This window comes from Mesorhizobium sp. M8A.F.Ca.ET.218.01.1.1 (genome assembly GCF_004791165.1).
GTDB lineage: Bacteria > Pseudomonadota > Alphaproteobacteria > Rhizobiales > Rhizobiaceae > Mesorhizobium.
Map to the genome: position 1 here is coordinate 1,208,652 of NZ_SRUZ01000001.1, position 14,703 is coordinate 1,223,354.

Below are 14,703 nucleotides of genomic sequence, written 5' to 3' on the forward strand. Positions count from 1 at the left end.
AGAGACGTCCGGACTTGCCGCACAAATCAGGGCAAGTCGCGGCGGTCCGGCTCGTTCTTCCCTGATTGAATTGTCTGCTTTCCTCATAGTGACGATACGCCTGCTCCTGCGCAGGGTCAACGGAATCAGCGGAAAGCCCAGCGCATCGACCCCGTCCCGAAGGCGGTGGTCGCGCCGAGCTCCTGTTGGTCCCGGAGACCGCGGAGTCTCTGGGTTGCTGGTCATGGGGGCTTCCTTTCCGGGGCCGCACCATGCGGCACCTGGACATCAGTCGCTGGCCGGCGTGGAAAGGTTCATGGAAGCCTTGCGCAGAATGCTTGCGCGCGATGCCGCCTGTTCTTATATACGCGCCAAGCCGTGCGGCGCCGGACAACCGGTGGCCGGACGGGATTTCTTGTGAACAGGGGCTTTCATCGGAACGCCTTTACCGGGTCCTGAGAGCCTGCTTAGCGGAGAGACTAGAAAAATGGCAAAAGTAATCGGTATCGATCTCGGCACCACCAACTCCTGCATCGCCATCATGGATGGCAAGGAACCGAAGGTGATCGAGAATGCGGAAGGCGCGCGCACGACGCCTTCCATCGTCGCCATCTCGGGCGACGGCGAACGTCTCGTCGGCCAGCCGGCCAAGCGCCAGGCGGTCACCAATCCTGAAAACACCATCTTCGCGGTCAAGCGCCTGATCGGCCGCCGCTATGACGATCCGGTGACGGAGAAGGACAAGAAGCTTGTCCCCTACAAGATCGTCAAGGGCGACAATGGCGATGCCTGGGTCGAGGCCGGCGGCAAGAAGCAGTCGCCCAGCCAGATCTCGGCCATGATCCTGCAGAAGATGAAGGAAACGGCGGAAGCCTATCTCGGCGAGAAGGTCGAGAAGGCGGTCATCACCGTTCCGGCCTATTTCAACGACGCCCAGCGCCAGGCCACCAAGGACGCCGGCAAGATCGCCGGCCTGGAAGTGCTGCGCATCATCAACGAGCCGACGGCCGCGGCACTCGCCTACGGCCTCGACAAGAAGGAAGGCAAGACCATCGCCGTCTATGACCTTGGCGGCGGCACGTTCGACATTTCGGTGCTGGAAATCGGCGACGGCGTGTTCGAGGTGAAGTCGACCAATGGCGACACCTTCCTCGGCGGCGAGGATTTCGACATGCGCCTGGTCGAATATCTGGCGGCCGAGTTCAAGAAGGAACAGGGCATCGACCTCAAGGCCGACAAGCTTGCCCTGCAGCGCCTCAAGGAAGCGGCCGAGAAGGCCAAGATCGAGCTGTCGTCGACGACGCAGACCGAGATCAACCTGCCCTTCATCACCGCCGACGCGACCGGCCCGAAGCACCTGACGCTGAAGCTGACCCGCGCCAAGTTCGAAAGCCTGGTCGAGGATCTCGTCCAGCGCACCATCGAACCGTGCAAGGCGGCGCTGAAGGATGCCGGCCTGAAGGCTGGCGAGATCGACGAAGTGGTCCTGGTCGGCGGCATGACCCGCATGCCCAAGATCCAGGAGATCGTGAAGCAGTTCTTCGGCAAGGAGCCGCACAAGGGCGTCAACCCGGATGAGGTCGTCGCACTCGGCGCCGCCATCCAGGCCGGCGTGCTGCAGGGCGACGTCAAGGACGTGCTTTTGCTCGACGTGACGCCGTTGTCGCTCGGCATCGAGACGCTGGGCGGCGTGTTCACCAGGCTGATCGAGCGCAACACGACGATCCCGACCAAGAAGAGCCAGGTGTTCTCGACGGCCGAGGATTCGCAGTCGGCCGTGACCATCCGCGTCTTCCAGGGCGAGCGTGAAATGGCCGCCGACAACAAGGCGCTCGGCCAGTTCGACCTGGTCGGCATTCCGCCGGCGCCGCGCGGCGTGCCGCAGATCGAAGTCACGTTCGACATCGACGCCAACGGCATCGTCAACGTCTCGGCCAAGGACAAGGGCACCGGCAAGGAGCACCAGATCCGCATCCAGGCCTCGGGTGGTCTTTCGGACGCCGACATCGAGAAGATGGTCAAGGACGCCGAGGCCAATGCCGACACCGACAAGAAGCGTCGCGCCGTTGTCGAGGCCCGCAACCAGGCCGAAGCGCTGGTGCATTCCTCGGAGAAGTCGCTGAAGGAATATGGCGATAAGGTCTCCGAGGCCGAGCGCACGGCGATTTCGGACGCGATCGCGGCGCTCAAGACCGCTGCGGAGGGCGACGACCCGGCCGACATCGAGGCCAAGAGCCAGACGCTCGCCGAAGCTTCCATGAAGCTTGGCCAGGCCATGTACGAGGCCTCGCAGAAGGAAGCGGCGGAAGCCGACGCCAAGGCGGATGCGGCCAAGGACTCCGACGTGGTCGATGCCGATTTCGAGGAAATCGACGAGGACGACGACAAGAAGAAGTCGGCCTGAACGGCCTGACGGCAAGATAATGCGAAAAGCCCGGCGCAGGCCGGGCTTTTTTGCAACCCTCGCGGAAAAAATAACAGAAAAACCCGGACAGGCGCACACCGGCACTGGCATCCGGGCGGCACCGATCCTAAATCGAGACAACATGCCGGCAAACGACGCAACAATGCATCAAGACGTTGATCCGGACTGCGGGAAAAAATGAAAGCTGATTTCTACGAAACGCTGGGCGTGCAAAAGGGCGCCGACGAGAAGGCGCTCAAGAGCGCTTTTCGCAAGCTCGCCATGCAGTTCCATCCCGACCGCAACCCCGGCGATCATTCCTGCGAGCACAAGTTCAAGGAAATCAACGAAGCCTATGAGACGCTGAAGGACCCGCAGAAGCGCGCGGCCTATGACCGTTTCGGTCACGCCGCCTTCGAGCAGGGCGGCATGAATGGCGGCGCGCAAGGCTTTGGCGCCGGCGGCTTCGCCGACATCTTCGAGGATATTTTCGGCGACATGATGGGCGGCCGCCAGCGCCGCTCTTCCGGTGGCCGCGAGCGCGGCGCCGACCTGCGCTACAACATGGAAATCTCGCTGGAGGAAGCCTTCGCGGGCAAGACCGCGCAAATCCGCGTGCCGGCTTCGATATCCTGCACGGAATGCTCCGGCAGCGGCGCCAAGCCCGGCACCCAGCCGGTTACCTGCTCGATGTGCAACGGCCACGGCAAGGTGCGCGCCACGCAAGGCTTCTTCTCGATCGAGCGGACCTGCCCGCAATGCCAGGGCCGCGGCCAGACGATCAAGGACCCGTGCCCGAAATGCGCCGGCCAGGGCCGCGTCACCGAGGAGCGCTCGCTCTCGGTCAACATCCCGGCCGGCATCGAGGACGGCACCCGCATCCGGCTGGCCAATGAAGGCGAGGCCGGCCTGCGCGGCGGGCCGTCGGGCGACCTCTATATTTTCCTGGCGGTCAAGCCGCACGAATTCTTCCAGCGCGACGGTGCCGACCTCTATTGCAAGGTGCCGATCTCGATGACGACGGCGGCCCTTGGCGGCTCCTTCGAGGTGACGACGCTCGACGGCACACAGACCAAGGTGAAGGTCCCCGAAGGCACGCAGAACGGACGTCAGTTCCGCCTCAAGGGCAAGGGCATGCCGGTGTTGCGCCAGCCCAATGTCGGCGACCTCTACATCCAGACCGCGGTCGAGACGCCACAGAACCTGTCGCGTCGCCAGCGCGAGCTGCTGGAGGAGTTCGAACAACTCTCCTCGCAGGACAATTCGCCCCAATCGAGCGGCTTTTTCGCTCGCATGAAGGACTTTTTCGAGTCTTTCGGCGAAAGTTGAGACGCGACCAAAGCTATCTTATCCACGACATAGGCATGGCCGTGCCTTGCCTTGCGTCACCCAGATGTTAAGTAGCTTCCAAGGGGCGCGCTGAGGAGAGCTTGCATGGCACGTGGTCACGGACTGCGGAAGGCGTTTGCCGAGAAGTTCGACGACGAACTCAAATTCTTCAAGGGCTGGATCGACAAGCCGAAGACCGTCGGCTCCATCGTTCCGACCAGTTCGATCACCGCGCGCAAGATGGCCTCGATCGTCAACCCGAAGTCCGGCCTGCCGGTGCTCGAGGTCGGTCCCGGCACCGGCGTCATCACCCGCGCCATCCTCGCCCAGGGCGTGCGGCCCGAAAACCTCTACGCGGTCGAATATTCCACCGATTTCGTGCGCCATCTGCGCCAGCTCTATCCCGGCGTCAACGTCATCGAGGGCGATGCCTTCAACCTCAACGCCACGCTTGGCGAGAGGCGCGGGATGATCTTCGATAGCGTCGTTTCCGGGGTGCCGCTGCTCAACTTCCCGGTCGCCCAGCGTATCGCCTATATCGAAAGCCTGCTCGATCGCATCCCGGCCGGACGGCCGATCGTCCAGCTGACCTATGGTCCGATGTCGCCGATCCCGGCGGGCCGCGGCGACTACACGGTCAAGCATTTCGACTTCATCTTCCGCAACATCCCGCCGACGCAGCTGTGGATCTACCGGCGCGAAGCGCATTAGCGGACGCGCTGAGCCGTTCGCGGTTCCTGATGCTGGCTGCATAGCTTGGCGATTGGCCGAAACATCCCTCATTTCGTCATCCACGGGCGGAGCAAGGAGCGCAGCGACGCGGCGCAGACCCCTGGCGTTGCTTCGCAGCCCAAGGGATCCATGCCGCGACCTCGACGTGCCGCGGCGAAGAAGAATTCTGCTCCGCTGCACTCTACGTCCAAGGTCACGGAATGGATCCCAGGGTCTCCGCGACGGAGCTTCGCTCCTGCTTCGCCCAGGGATGACGAAGTCGGGGGCTTCGGCCAATACCGAGCGTTTTATGGCGCCGATGCGTTGATTTGATCGAACCTTGGCTGTACGTGTCCCAGAACAAGGTTGGCCAATGGCAGTGATCCCGAAAATCCTCGTCTTCGCCGGCTCGGTGCGCACAGGCGCTTATAGCGGCAGGACCGCCGACGTGGCGCAGAAGGAACTTGCGGTGCAGGGCGCCGAGGTCACCCGCGTTTCGCTCGCCGACTATCCCTTGCCGATCCTCGACGAAGACCTGGAAATGGAAAGAGGCGTCCCCGAAAACGCCCAGAAGCTGGCGCGGCTGATCGCCGCTCATGACGGGCTGCTGATCGCGACGCCCGAATATAACGGCTCGATCCCGCCATTGCTCAAGAACACGATCGACTGGGTGAGCCGGGTGCGACGGGATGGCGGCCGATCGGTCAGGCCGCTTGCCGGCAAGGTCGCGGGCCTCTGCTCGTCCTCCAACGGACACTTCGGCGGCATACGCTGCATCAACCATCTGCGCGCCGTGCTGGTGCGCTGCCAGATGGAGGTGGTGACGCCCGAATGCTCGGTGCCGGAGGGTGGCGACGCCTTCGACGGGGACGGCCATTTCCGTGACGAAAGACTGCACAAATCGATGGAGCACCTATGCCGCACGCTGATCGAGACCTCGCGCATGCTGTCGACCAGGGTCGAGGTGTGACCGCCGCAACCATGCAGGCCCATTCCATGCAGGCCCAATCCATGCAAGAGCGACTGATCGTCGGCCTCGACGTGCCGACCGTCAAGGAGGCCGAGCAGGCGGTGCGCGAGCTCGACGGCGTCGTCTCCTTCTACAAGATCGGCTATCAGCTGGCCTTTGCCGGCGGGCTCGACTTTGCCAGGGAGCTGGCCAGCGGCGGGACGAAAATCTTTCTCGACATGAAGCTGCTCGACATCGACCACACGGTGGCCAAGGGCGTCGAGAACATCGTCAAGATGGGCATGACCATGCTGACCATCCATGCCTATCCCAAGGCGATGCAGGCGGCGGTGGAGGCAGCGCGCGGCAGCGAGCTTTGCCTGCTCGCCGTCAGCGTGCTGACCTCGATGGATGAGCAGGACATGATCGATGTCGGCTATGAATATGACCCGCACACGCTGGTGCTGAGGCGCTCGGAACAGGCGCTGCATGCCGGCATGGGAGGTATCGTCTGCTCGGCCGCGGAAGCCGAAGCGGTGCGCCGCATCGTCGGCCCGGACATGGCGGTGGTGACGCCCGGCATCCGGCCGGCCGGCAGCGACCATGGCGACCAGAAGCGCGTTGTGACGCCGGCGCAGGCGGTCCGCAACGGCGCCAGCCATCTGGTCGTCGGACGGCCGATCGTCGCGGCAAGCGACCGGCGCGCGGCGGCCGAGGCCATTCTGGAAGAAATGCGCTCGGCCTGACGAGCCAGCACGATAGGAGAAAAGAGAATGCCCAAGGGATACTGGATCGCACGTGTCGATGTGCGCGACGCCGAAGGCTACAAGGACTATGTCGCGGCCGCCAAGCCGGCCTTCGAGCGCTTCGGCGCGACATTTCTCGCCCGCGGCGGTGAACACGAGAAAGCCGAAGGTCCGGGCCGCGCGCGCAATGTCATCATCGAATTTCCATCACTCGCCGCCGCGCATGACTGCTATCACTCGCCGGAGTATCAGCGCGCGGTCGCCATCCGCCAGAAGGTCGCCGACGGCGAGATCGTGCTGGTCGAAGGCATTTAGGTCCGGGGGCGGCCGAGCGGAATTCCGCACCGTCGCAGCGGATCGAAGTCACGGCATGTCCGCGCCGCGTCGCTTCGCTCCGTGCTTAGCCGTCGGATGCCGATTGCGAGGGGTGTCGCGCCGCTATCCCTGGCGTCATGAGCGCAACCGGCTTGCGGCGGTTTCCGCCATCGCGTCCGCCAGGCTCAGCGCCCATTGCTGGCGGCAGTAGGCGCGGAAATCGAAGCACGGCAGGCCGGGGCAGACCTCGAATTCTATGAGATGAACCGTGTCATCTGCCTCGACGCGCAGGTCGATGGAAAACACGTCGCGCAGGCCGAGCCCGCTGATCAGCCGTTCGGCGATCACCCTGATCCTCGCATCGGCCACCGGCTGGCTGTCCGCGACTGGAGCGAGTTCGGGTTCGGCATAGTGCCCGGCAGCCTTCGCCGCCTCACCGGTGTCACCATAAAGCGCCAGGCTGTCCGCCATGGTCTGGAAGTCCGCGCCTGACTCGACAAAGGCGACGCCAAGCGCCTCGACGCCGGTTTCCGGCGTCAGGCCGAGGAAGCTGGCGCGCACATTGCGGCCGGCGACATAGGGCTGGACGACGACATCGTCGCGATAGGCCGCGAAAACACGGCGGCTGAGCTCCAGCGCGTGGCCGAGATCGGCTACGCGCGAATCCGGCCAGATGCCGATCTTGGCGCCGAGCCTGTTGGGCTTGACGAACCAGCCGGCAGCGGAGGCCGGCGGCTCGACCAGCCAGTTTCCATTGCGGGCAAGTCCCGCCTGCGGCGCCGGCAGGCCGAGCGCGCCAAGCACGGCGCCGGAGCGGAACTTGTCCTGGCAGAGCGCGAACAGCGAATCGTCCGCGCCGATCGTTCTCAGGCCATTGAGCCGCGCCAGCGCGGGTGCGCCGCCGCCACGGAAATAGGCGATGCCGTCGGTCAGCGTCCAGACCAGCGTCGTGGCCGGATCGGCTCCGGTGAGCGCGCTTGCGGCATCGTCCAGCTCCACCGCGGCGAAGGCGAGGCCGCGGCTGTCACAGGCTGCGGCGAGCGTGTCGAATTCGGGCGCGAGGTCGGTCGACTGCGCCAGGTAGGACGAAATCTCGGCGGCACGCTTCGGCGCATAGCCCTCGGCGACCAGGCGCTCGAAGCAAGCCTTCTCCGGCTCGTGGACGAGGATCAGTTCTGGCCTGCGGCTGGACATGCGATGATTGAATCCCGGCTATGTGATCGCCCAGCATCGCACGGCGCATGCCGTGGGCTTTCGCGAAACCGACCGTCCCGGACGGTTGCGTGACAACGCCGGCGAGGACGTTTATCGGCCACCTTCGTTCAGGCGATCAGCACGCGTGGCTCGAAGCGGCCGTTGACCTTGATGTCGAGGACGAACGTCATGCCGGCCTGCGGGTCGAGCTGGCGCTGCTTCTCGTCCTTGCCCTTCCAGGCCGACGTCACCGCCAGCCGGTCCGCCTTCGCGCCGGCGAAAGCCGGGCAGGAAGGCTGCGTCACCGGCATCGCAATTTCGCGCAACAATGTGCCGTCGGGCGAATAGGCCTTGACCGCCTTGCCGCCCCAGACGGCGTTCCACAGCACGCCATCGTGGTCGACGACCGACCCATCGACATAGCCCTTGGACGAGCGGTGATCGACGAACACATTTGGTTCTCCAGCGGGCAGGCCGGTCGCCGGATTACAGGCGACGCGCATCAGCAGGCCGGTCGAGGTGTCGGTGTAATAGGCGAGCGCGCCATCCCCGGAGAAACAGATCGAGTTCGACACGGTGATGCCGGAGAATAGCTTGCGCAGTTCGCCCTTGAAAAACCAGTAGATCGAACCGGCGCCCTTTGCCTCGCTCTTGCCCATCGTCCCCATCCACAAGGCGCCGCAGGGATGGACACGGGAATCGTTGGAGCGGGTAAGGGGGTTGTCTGCCTCGACAGGCGTATGCAGCGTCATCCGGCCGGTCGCGACGTCGCGGACGAAGAGGCCGGTCTCGGTGGCGATCAGCTGACGCTTGTCGTCGATGATGGCGATGGCGCTCGCCATCTGGCCAAGCTCGTGGATCTTCAGCGCACCGCCGGCCACGGATTTCTCCAGGAGCCGACAGTTGACGATATCGAACCAGTACAACGCATCGGTGGCGGGATCGTAGCTTGGCCCTTCGCCGAGCTCGCAGACATGGTCGGAGAAAACCGAAACCTCGCTCATCATGCGTCTCCGAATGCCGCGTCCCAGGCAGCGACGGCGGCGTGTGCGCGCGCCGCTACGTCGTCGACGCTCGTGCCAGGCTTGAACAGGCTGGAGCCAAGCCCGAAGACCGTCACGCCAACCGCCTTGTAGCCGGCAAAATCCTTGTCCGAAACGCCGCCGACCGCGCCGACCAGCGTCTGCGCCGGCAGTACGGCCCGGATCGCGGAAATGCCCGATGCGCCGAGCACGCTGGCGGGAAAGAATTTCAGCGCCGAAGCGCCGAGCCGGATCGCCTGGAAAGCTTCTGTAGGGGTGAACACGCCAGGCATGGTGACCATGCCATATGTCTTGGCGCGGCCCATCACCTCGGCATCGATGTTGGGGCTGACCAGCAATCGACCGCCGGCCCGGTGCAGGCTGTCGACATCGGCCGCCGTCAGCACGGTGCCGGCGCCGACCAGGGCCGTTTTCGGCAGCACTTCGACAATCCTGGCGATCGACGAGAACGGTTCGGGCGAGTTGAGCGGCACCTCGATCGCCTCGATGCCGGCGTCGAACAGCGCCTGGCCCATGGCGATCGCCTCGGTGGGCTTCAGGCCGCGCAGGATGGCGACCAGGCCGCGCTTGAGTTTGGGAAAAGGTGCGGTCTGGCTCATAGGGCTGCTCCGGTTCTGGCGATCATGCCGTTCTCGCGCGCGGCTTCGATCAGCCCGGCGCGTACTGCTTCGTCGGCGTCGACGGTGCGCAGGCCAAGCCCGGCAAGGCCGAGCGCCGCCTGGTAGAGCACGGCCAGCGCGCCCGAGGCAACCAGCACCACCGATGTCGCGCCGGCGCCGTGCCGGCGCCGGGCGGAGGCAATCTCGCCGCCGATCAGCAGGCCGGACAGGCAGGCGGCCGCATCATCGGCCTTCAAATCCTGGAGCAGGCCGGCGGCGCGGATGGCAAACAGCCGCGAGGTGACGTCACCACCCTCGCCCAGTGCGATTTCGCACCAGCGGCGGAAGAACGGATTGTCGGCAGCAACCGGGCTGGGATGTTCGCCCAGCGAATGGCGCAGGATCGAGTGCGCGGCAAGCACGGAAAACAGCTCGCCCGTCGGCCAGGTGCCAAAGCCGGTGACGGCGCCGTCCTCGACCAGCACCCATTTCGAATGGGTACCGGGCATGCAGACGAGATGGCGGCCCTTGGCCGGCAGGCCGGCGCCGGCCAACTGCGTTTCCTCGCCGCGCATGACGTCGGGCGCGTCGGCCAGGCGCTGGGCAAGGCCGGGAACGATACGGATGTCACGTTTCTGATCAGGCACACGGGCGGCGCCGCCGAGAATGGCGCCGAGCGGCGACGGCACGCTGACATAGGGCGCCTCGAGCCAACCCTGGCGCGAACCGGCCATGCCGCAGATGATGACGGGCAATTCCTCCGGCGCACCCATCGCCGTCAGATGGCTCTCCAGAACGTTGGCGAAGCCCTTTTCGCGCGCGGTGATCAGGCCGTCGTCGCCGCGACGCTCGGCAAGCACCTTGCCGGCGCCGTCGATCAGCCAGGCCCGGAGCCGGGTCGTGCCCCAATCGAGCGCGGCAACCGCCGGAACGTTGCTGGCTGGGCTCACAGGAAGCCTCCATCGACGATCAGCATCTGCGCGGTCAACATGCGCGAAGCGTCCGAGGCCAGGAACAGCACCGTGCCAACCATGTCGTCCGGCCGCATGACGTCCCTGATGCACTGCTTGGCGACATGGGCGGCGAGCGCCTGTTCGGTCACCCAGCGCTCCTGCTGCCGCTCGGTGATCACCCAGCCGGGCGCGACGGCGTTGACGCGGATGCGATCGGGCCCGAGCTTGCCGGCCAGCCCCTTGGTGAGGCCGAGTATGCCCGCCTTGGCAGCGGTATAGGCCGGCATGTCGGGATGGTTGATCAGGTAGGAGGTCGAGGTGAAATTGATGATCGAGCCGCCGCCGGCCCGCTTCATGCCTGACACCACCGCCTGCGCGGTGAAGAAATGCGGCCTGAGATTGATGGAGAGATTGTTGTCCCAGAATTCGACGGTGACGTCCTCGACTTCATGGCGTTCGTCCCAGGCGGCGTTGTTGACCAGCACGGTGACGTCGCCATGCGCGTCGGCGGCCCGGGCGGCTGCAGCGCGCAAGGCCTCGACGTCGCGCAGATCGGTCTTGAGGTAGAGCGGACGCCGGCCGAGCTCTTTCTCAACGCGGTCGGCGAGCGTGATGCTCGGCGCATCGGCGATGTCGATGAAGGCGACCTTGGCGCCCTGGCGCGTGAACCCTTCGGTCAACGCCGCACCGATGCCGGAGCCGCCGCCGGTGATCAGCACCGAAGCGCCTTCGAGGTCGGCAAACCGCGCCGATGGCATCATGATTTTCGTCTCCCGGGTCAACCGGCGCGCATCCTAGCCAGACACGTCCGGCGGGCAAGGGCGAAAAGACGCATTTTCGGGCTTATGTCTGACAAAAAGGCGATGGTGCCATGCTCGACCCGCGAAGTGGCGTCGCCACATGGCGGGCGGCGCCGAAGTCCTGGGCTCAGATCGCTTTGGCGCGCAAGGCGCCACGGAAGGAATCACGGAGGTAGCCCAATGTGGCATCGGCATCGGCCGGTTTGCCGAACAGATAGCCCTGTCCGCCGGCGCAACCGAACTGGACCAGCCGGTCGGCCTGCGCTTCCTCTTCGATGCCTTCGGCGACGACGTCCATGCCGAGCCCTTCGCACATGGCGAGGATGGCGCGGATGATGTGCTCGGATGGCCGGTCTTCGAGAATGGAGGCGACGAAGGCGCGGTCGATCTTGAGCTTGTCGAAATGGAATTCACGCAGCCGGCCGAGCGAGGACTGGCCGGTGCCGAAATCGTCGAGCGAGACGCGGATGCCGACGCGGCGCAGATCCTCGACGATCTGCGCCGCCGAGGCAGGGTCGTTCATCAGGCCGGTCTCGGTGATCTCGATCTCCAGCCGGCGCGGATCGAAGCCGGTGCGGTCGAGGATCGCCAGTATGTGCAGGCCGGTGTTCTGGTCGACGAGCTGCGAGGGCGACAGGTTGAAGGACAGGAACAGGTCCTTCGGCCAGCTCCTGGCGGCTTCGGTCGCCTTGCGCAGCACCAGCTGCGACAGCGGACCGATGATGCCGCGCTCCTCGGCGATGGGGATGAAGACGGTCGGCGGCACCGCGCCGAGATCGCGATCGGTCCAGCGCGCCAGCGTCTCGAAGCCGATGGTGCGGCGCGTGGTGAGGTCGACGATCGGCTGGAAATGCGGCTCCACCTCCCCGGCGGAGACGGCGCGGCGCAGCGCCTGCTCGATGCGGGTGACGCGCTTGGCGGCCTCTTCCATCTCACGGGTGTAGACGACGACGCGGCCGCGGCCGGAACGCTTGGCATGGTAGAGCGCCGTTTCGGCCTTGTTGATGAGGATCTCGGTGGTCTCGTCGCCCGAATAGAACAGCGAGCAGCCGACCGAGGCCGAGAGCCTGGCGGTGCGCTCGCCGACATCATAGGGCGCCGACAGGATCTCGATCAGCATGCGGGATTTTTCAGCCGCCGCATCCTCCGAGAACACCAGCGGGTAGAGGAAGGCGAATTCGTCGGCACCGATGCGGCAGACCGTCGAATGGCCGTCCATCGAGGCACGCAGCCGCATGGCGACCTGGATCAGGATGTCGTCGCCGGCCTTGTGGCCGAACAGATCGTTGATCGGCTTGAAGCCGTCGAGGTCGAGAATGCCGACGGTGAAGGGCGCGGGATCGTCGGCGCGGTCGCTGATCAGGCGGTCGACCTTGTCGAAGAAGCGGCGATGATTGCCAAGCCCGGTCAACGGATCGGTGAACGCCAGATCCGTGCTTTCCCTGTTTGCCTGACCGGTGCCAAACGGAGCTTGCATCGGTGTCCCTGTTCGTCCCTGTTTTGTCGTCGGAATTTATTTCGAGACTGGCAGCAAACCCTTTAGGAAACGTATCGCTTGAATCGATTTTTCGAGACCCGCCAACGATCCCACGACGCTATCTGAAGCGCTGCAGGTGATCGACAAGCGCGCGCAGCTTCGGCGCCAAGTTGCGGCGGCCGGGATAATAGAGATAGAAGCCGGCAAAGCGTGGGCAGTAGGACTCCAGGATGGGCACCAGCTCGCCCCGGTCGAGCCAGGGACGGAAGCTCCGTTCCATGCCGAAGGTGATGCCGGCGCCGGCGACAGCGAGCCTGATCATCAACGTCATGTCGTTTGTCGTGATCTCCGGGGCGACGGCGACGCTGAACTCCTTGCCGTCGACCGCGAATTCCCATCGGTAGGGCGCAACCCCGGGAGCGGGACGCCAACCAATGCAGCGACGGGCCGCAAGCTCGCTCGGATGCGCAGGCTCACCAAATCGATCGCGGTAGGCTGGCGCGCAGACAGCCAGCTGCCGCTCGTCACCGGCAACGGGAACCGCGATCATGTCCTGCTCGATGACTTCGCCCAGCCTGACGCCGGCATCGTATCCCTGGGCAACGATATCGAATTCATCGTCCGTCACCGTGATGTCGATCTGAACCTCCGGATTGGCCTCGGCGAAGGCTGCCAGGAACGGCCCTGACAGGAAGCCCTCGGCGATCGACGAAACAGCGAGCCGCAACTGCCCGCGCGGGCGCCCACGCAAGCTGCCGGCGGCCTCGACCGCGGCACGCATGTCCGCGATGGCCGGCGCGATTTCGGCGCGGAGCCGCTCCCCCGCCTCGGTGAGGCTGACGCTGCGCGTCGTGCGCCGCACAAGCGCTATGCCGATGGTCTCTTCCAGCCGCCTGATCGTCTGGCTGACGGCCGAGCGGGTGACACCCAGCCGGTCAGCGGCGGCGCGAAAACTCCGCTCCTCGGCGACAAGCGCAAAAACGGAGAGCGCGTTGAGATCCATTGGTTAGCGTGGCTTTCCATAGCGTCAAGAAATGGCTGTCTTAACGCGACAATGGGGCAATTCTATCTTCCTGGCAACCGACGCAAGGCGGCGGTCAATCCAGGAACAGGAGACAAGCATGCCCCTCGACAAGACCGTCCTCATTACCGGCGCATCAAGCGGAATCGGCGCGGGGATTGCCCGCGAACTCGGCGCCGCCGGGGCGAAAGTCATGCTCGGCGCGCGGCGCACAGACCGGCTGGAGGCGCTCGCCGAGGAGATCACCGCGCACGGTGGGGAGGCCAGGATCCGCGGCCTCGACGTCACCGACCGTAACGATGTCGCTGCCTTTGCCGAGGCGGCGCGACAAGCCTGGGGACGCGTCGACGTGATCGTCAACAATGCCGGCGTGATGCCGCTTTCGCTGATGGCCTCCCTCAAGGTCGACGAATGGGACCGCATGGTCGATGTCAACATCAAGGGCGTGCTGCACGGGATCGCCGCGGTGCTGCCGGAGATGGCCGCGAGAGGCTCCGGCCACATCATTAACATCGCTTCGGTCGGCGCGCTCTCGGTCGCGCCAACGGCAGCGGTCTATTGCGCGACCAAATACGCGGTGCGGGCGATTTCCGACGGCCTCAGGCAGGAGAACGACGACATTCGGGTGACCTGCATTCATCCCGGCGTGGTCGAGAGTGAATTGGCCCATTCCATCACCGATCCGCTGGCGGCCGAAGCCATGAAGACCTACCGGGCGATCGCCTTGCAGCCGGACGCGATCGGCCGCGCGGTGCGCTTCGCCATCGAGCAGCCCGACGACGTCGATGTCAACGAGATCGTCATTCGGCCGACGGCCACAAGGTAGCGGCCATGACGTCGTCGTTTTCCCTGCTTGCATCGCTCATGCTTCTCTTTGGCGCGGTCCCCGTGCAGAAAGGTGTCGCCCAGATGAATCCCGACCAGCAAATCACTGCTCAAAGCCATCCCTATGCAGGCATGTGGGTGACAGCCGATGGCCATGTCCGTCACAAGCTGCTTCCAAATGGCCGGTACGACGAAGCGCGTGGAACCCGGGAGAGCGCGTATCGGGGGCGTTACGAAGTCCGGGGGCATCACATCGACTATTGGGACGATACCGGATTCACCGCCGATGGCACGTTCATCGACGGCGTGCTGCATCACGGCGGCATGATCTTGTATCGGAAGGAGTAGCGTCTGCCGG

Annotated in this window: 15 protein-coding genes; 8 read left to right on the top strand and 7 right to left on the bottom strand. The window is 65.0% G+C overall.

Annotated features, from left to right (window positions below; genetic code table 11):
• Nucleotides 1-466 precede the first annotated feature (466 nt).
• The 6 genes from dnaK (at nucleotide 467) to EN861_RS05840 (ending at nucleotide 6,433) form a co-directional block, all read left to right on the top strand.
• A complete protein-coding gene (dnaK, locus tag EN861_RS05815; protein WP_127277750.1) occupies nucleotides 467-2,383 on the top strand; it encodes a molecular chaperone DnaK in 1,917 nt (638 codons plus the stop codon).
• A gap of 198 nt (nucleotides 2,384-2,581) precedes the next feature.
• Nucleotides 2,582-3,712, top strand: a complete 1,131-nt coding sequence (gene dnaJ / locus EN861_RS05820; protein ID WP_135862839.1) for a molecular chaperone DnaJ — start codon at nucleotides 2,582-2,584, stop codon at nucleotides 3,710-3,712.
• Nucleotides 3,713-3,817: 105 nt separating this feature from the next.
• Nucleotides 3,818-4,423, top strand: a complete 606-nt coding sequence (gene pmtA / locus EN861_RS05825; RefSeq protein ID WP_127277748.1) for a phospholipid N-methyltransferase PmtA — start codon at nucleotides 3,818-3,820, stop codon at nucleotides 4,421-4,423.
• A 373-nt stretch (nucleotides 4,424-4,796) separates the two neighbouring features.
• Nucleotides 4,797-5,393, top strand: a complete 597-nt coding sequence (locus tag EN861_RS05830; protein ID WP_127277747.1) for an NADPH-dependent FMN reductase — start codon at nucleotides 4,797-4,799, stop codon at nucleotides 5,391-5,393.
• Between the two features lie 11 nt (nucleotides 5,394-5,404).
• Nucleotides 5,405-6,118 carry an orotidine-5'-phosphate decarboxylase gene (gene pyrF / locus EN861_RS05835; protein ID WP_167531400.1) on the top strand — a complete coding sequence of 238 codons (714 nt, stop codon included), beginning with the start codon at nucleotides 5,405-5,407 and terminating at the stop codon, nucleotides 6,116-6,118.
• Between the two features lie 27 nt (nucleotides 6,119-6,145).
• On the top strand, nucleotides 6,146-6,433 hold the full coding sequence (locus EN861_RS05840) for a DUF1330 domain-containing protein (protein WP_120017644.1): 288 nt from the start codon (nucleotides 6,146-6,148) through the stop codon (nucleotides 6,431-6,433).
• Between the two features lie 135 nt (nucleotides 6,434-6,568).
• Here EN861_RS05840 and EN861_RS05845 read toward each other — a convergent pair whose 3' ends face one another.
• The 7 genes from EN861_RS05845 to EN861_RS05875 all read right to left on the bottom strand — a co-directional run bounded on the left by EN861_RS05845 (nucleotide 6,569) and on the right by EN861_RS05875 (nucleotide 13,502).
• The gene (locus tag EN861_RS05845; protein ID WP_127277746.1) at nucleotides 6,569-7,627 is read right to left on the bottom strand and encodes a D-alanine:D-lactate ligase-like protein; all 1,059 of its coding nucleotides are present in this window, start codon (nucleotides 7,625-7,627) and stop codon (nucleotides 6,569-6,571) included.
• Nucleotides 7,628-7,755: 128 nt separating this feature from the next.
• The gene (locus tag EN861_RS05850) at nucleotides 7,756-8,631 is read right to left on the bottom strand and encodes an SMP-30/gluconolactonase/LRE family protein (protein WP_127277745.1); all 876 of its coding nucleotides are present in this window, start codon (nucleotides 8,629-8,631) and stop codon (nucleotides 7,756-7,758) included.
• Nucleotides 8,631-9,269, bottom strand: coding sequence for a 2-dehydro-3-deoxy-6-phosphogalactonate aldolase (locus EN861_RS05855; protein WP_127277744.1), 639 nt, complete (start codon nucleotides 9,267-9,269; stop codon nucleotides 8,631-8,633). The genes EN861_RS05850 and EN861_RS05855 overlap by 1 nt, the downstream gene beginning before the upstream one ends.
• The gene (locus EN861_RS05860; protein WP_127871120.1) at nucleotides 9,266-10,219 is read right to left on the bottom strand and encodes a 2-dehydro-3-deoxygalactonokinase; all 954 of its coding nucleotides are present in this window, start codon (nucleotides 10,217-10,219) and stop codon (nucleotides 9,266-9,268) included. The genes EN861_RS05855 and EN861_RS05860 overlap by 4 nt, the downstream gene beginning before the upstream one ends.
• On the bottom strand, nucleotides 10,216-10,983 hold the full coding sequence (locus EN861_RS05865) for an SDR family oxidoreductase (RefSeq protein ID WP_127277982.1): 768 nt from the start codon (nucleotides 10,981-10,983) through the stop codon (nucleotides 10,216-10,218). Before EN861_RS05865 ends, EN861_RS05860 begins: the two co-directional genes overlap by 4 nt.
• Before the next feature lie 166 nt (nucleotides 10,984-11,149).
• Nucleotides 11,150-12,499: an EAL domain-containing protein gene (locus EN861_RS05870; RefSeq protein WP_127277981.1), complete on the bottom strand. Its 1,350-nt coding sequence runs from the start codon at nucleotides 12,497-12,499 to the stop codon at nucleotides 11,150-11,152.
• A 118-nt stretch (nucleotides 12,500-12,617) separates the two neighbouring features.
• Complete coding sequence (locus tag EN861_RS05875) at nucleotides 12,618-13,502, bottom strand: LysR family transcriptional regulator (RefSeq protein ID WP_127277980.1); 885 nt, start codon at nucleotides 13,500-13,502, stop codon at nucleotides 12,618-12,620.
• 118 nt (nucleotides 13,503-13,620) lie between these two features.
• Here EN861_RS05875 and EN861_RS05880 point away from each other — a divergent pair, with 118 nt between their 5' ends.
• Both EN861_RS05880 and EN861_RS05885 read left to right on the top strand, forming a co-directional pair.
• Entirely contained in the window at nucleotides 13,621-14,346 is a 726-nt protein-coding gene (locus tag EN861_RS05880; protein WP_127277979.1) for an SDR family oxidoreductase, read from the top strand.
• A gap of 5 nt (nucleotides 14,347-14,351) precedes the next feature.
• Entirely contained in the window at nucleotides 14,352-14,693 is a 342-nt protein-coding gene (locus EN861_RS05885) for an Atu4866 domain-containing protein (RefSeq protein ID WP_127277978.1), read from the top strand.
• Nucleotides 14,694-14,703 lie beyond the last annotated feature (10 nt).

Excerpts from the sequence above, each read along its gene's own strand:
- EN861_RS05845 (WP_127277746.1), bottom strand. The coding sequence starts at position 7,627 with ATGTCCAGCCGCAGGCCAGAACTGATCCTCGTCCACGAGCCGGAGAAG.
- EN861_RS05850 (WP_127277745.1), bottom strand. The coding sequence starts at position 8,631 with ATGAGCGAGGTTTCGGTTTTCTCCGACCATGTCTGCGAGCTCGGCGAA.
- EN861_RS05880 (WP_127277979.1), top strand. The coding sequence starts at position 13,621 with ATGCCCCTCGACAAGACCGTCCTCATTACCGGCGCATCAAGCGGAATC.
- EN861_RS05855 (WP_127277744.1), bottom strand. The coding sequence starts at position 9,269 with ATGAGCCAGACCGCACCTTTTCCCAAACTCAAGCGCGGCCTGGTCGCC.
- EN861_RS05885 (WP_127277978.1), top strand. The coding sequence starts at position 14,352 with ATGACGTCGTCGTTTTCCCTGCTTGCATCGCTCATGCTTCTCTTTGGC.
- pyrF (WP_167531400.1), top strand. The coding sequence starts at position 5,405 with ATGCAGGCCCATTCCATGCAGGCCCAATCCATGCAAGAGCGACTGATC.
- dnaJ (WP_135862839.1), top strand. The coding sequence starts at position 2,582 with ATGAAAGCTGATTTCTACGAAACGCTGGGCGTGCAAAAGGGCGCCGAC.
- EN861_RS05865 (WP_127277982.1), bottom strand. The coding sequence starts at position 10,983 with ATGATGCCATCGGCGCGGTTTGCCGACCTCGAAGGCGCTTCGGTGCTG.
- EN861_RS05875 (WP_127277980.1), bottom strand. The coding sequence starts at position 13,502 with ATGGATCTCAACGCGCTCTCCGTTTTTGCGCTTGTCGCCGAGGAGCGG.
- EN861_RS05840 (WP_120017644.1), top strand. The coding sequence starts at position 6,146 with ATGCCCAAGGGATACTGGATCGCACGTGTCGATGTGCGCGACGCCGAA.
- EN861_RS05830 (WP_127277747.1), top strand. The coding sequence starts at position 4,797 with ATGGCAGTGATCCCGAAAATCCTCGTCTTCGCCGGCTCGGTGCGCACA.
- EN861_RS05870 (WP_127277981.1), bottom strand. The coding sequence starts at position 12,499 with ATGCAAGCTCCGTTTGGCACCGGTCAGGCAAACAGGGAAAGCACGGAT.
- pmtA (WP_127277748.1), top strand. The coding sequence starts at position 3,818 with ATGGCACGTGGTCACGGACTGCGGAAGGCGTTTGCCGAGAAGTTCGAC.
- dnaK (WP_127277750.1), top strand. The coding sequence starts at position 467 with ATGGCAAAAGTAATCGGTATCGATCTCGGCACCACCAACTCCTGCATC.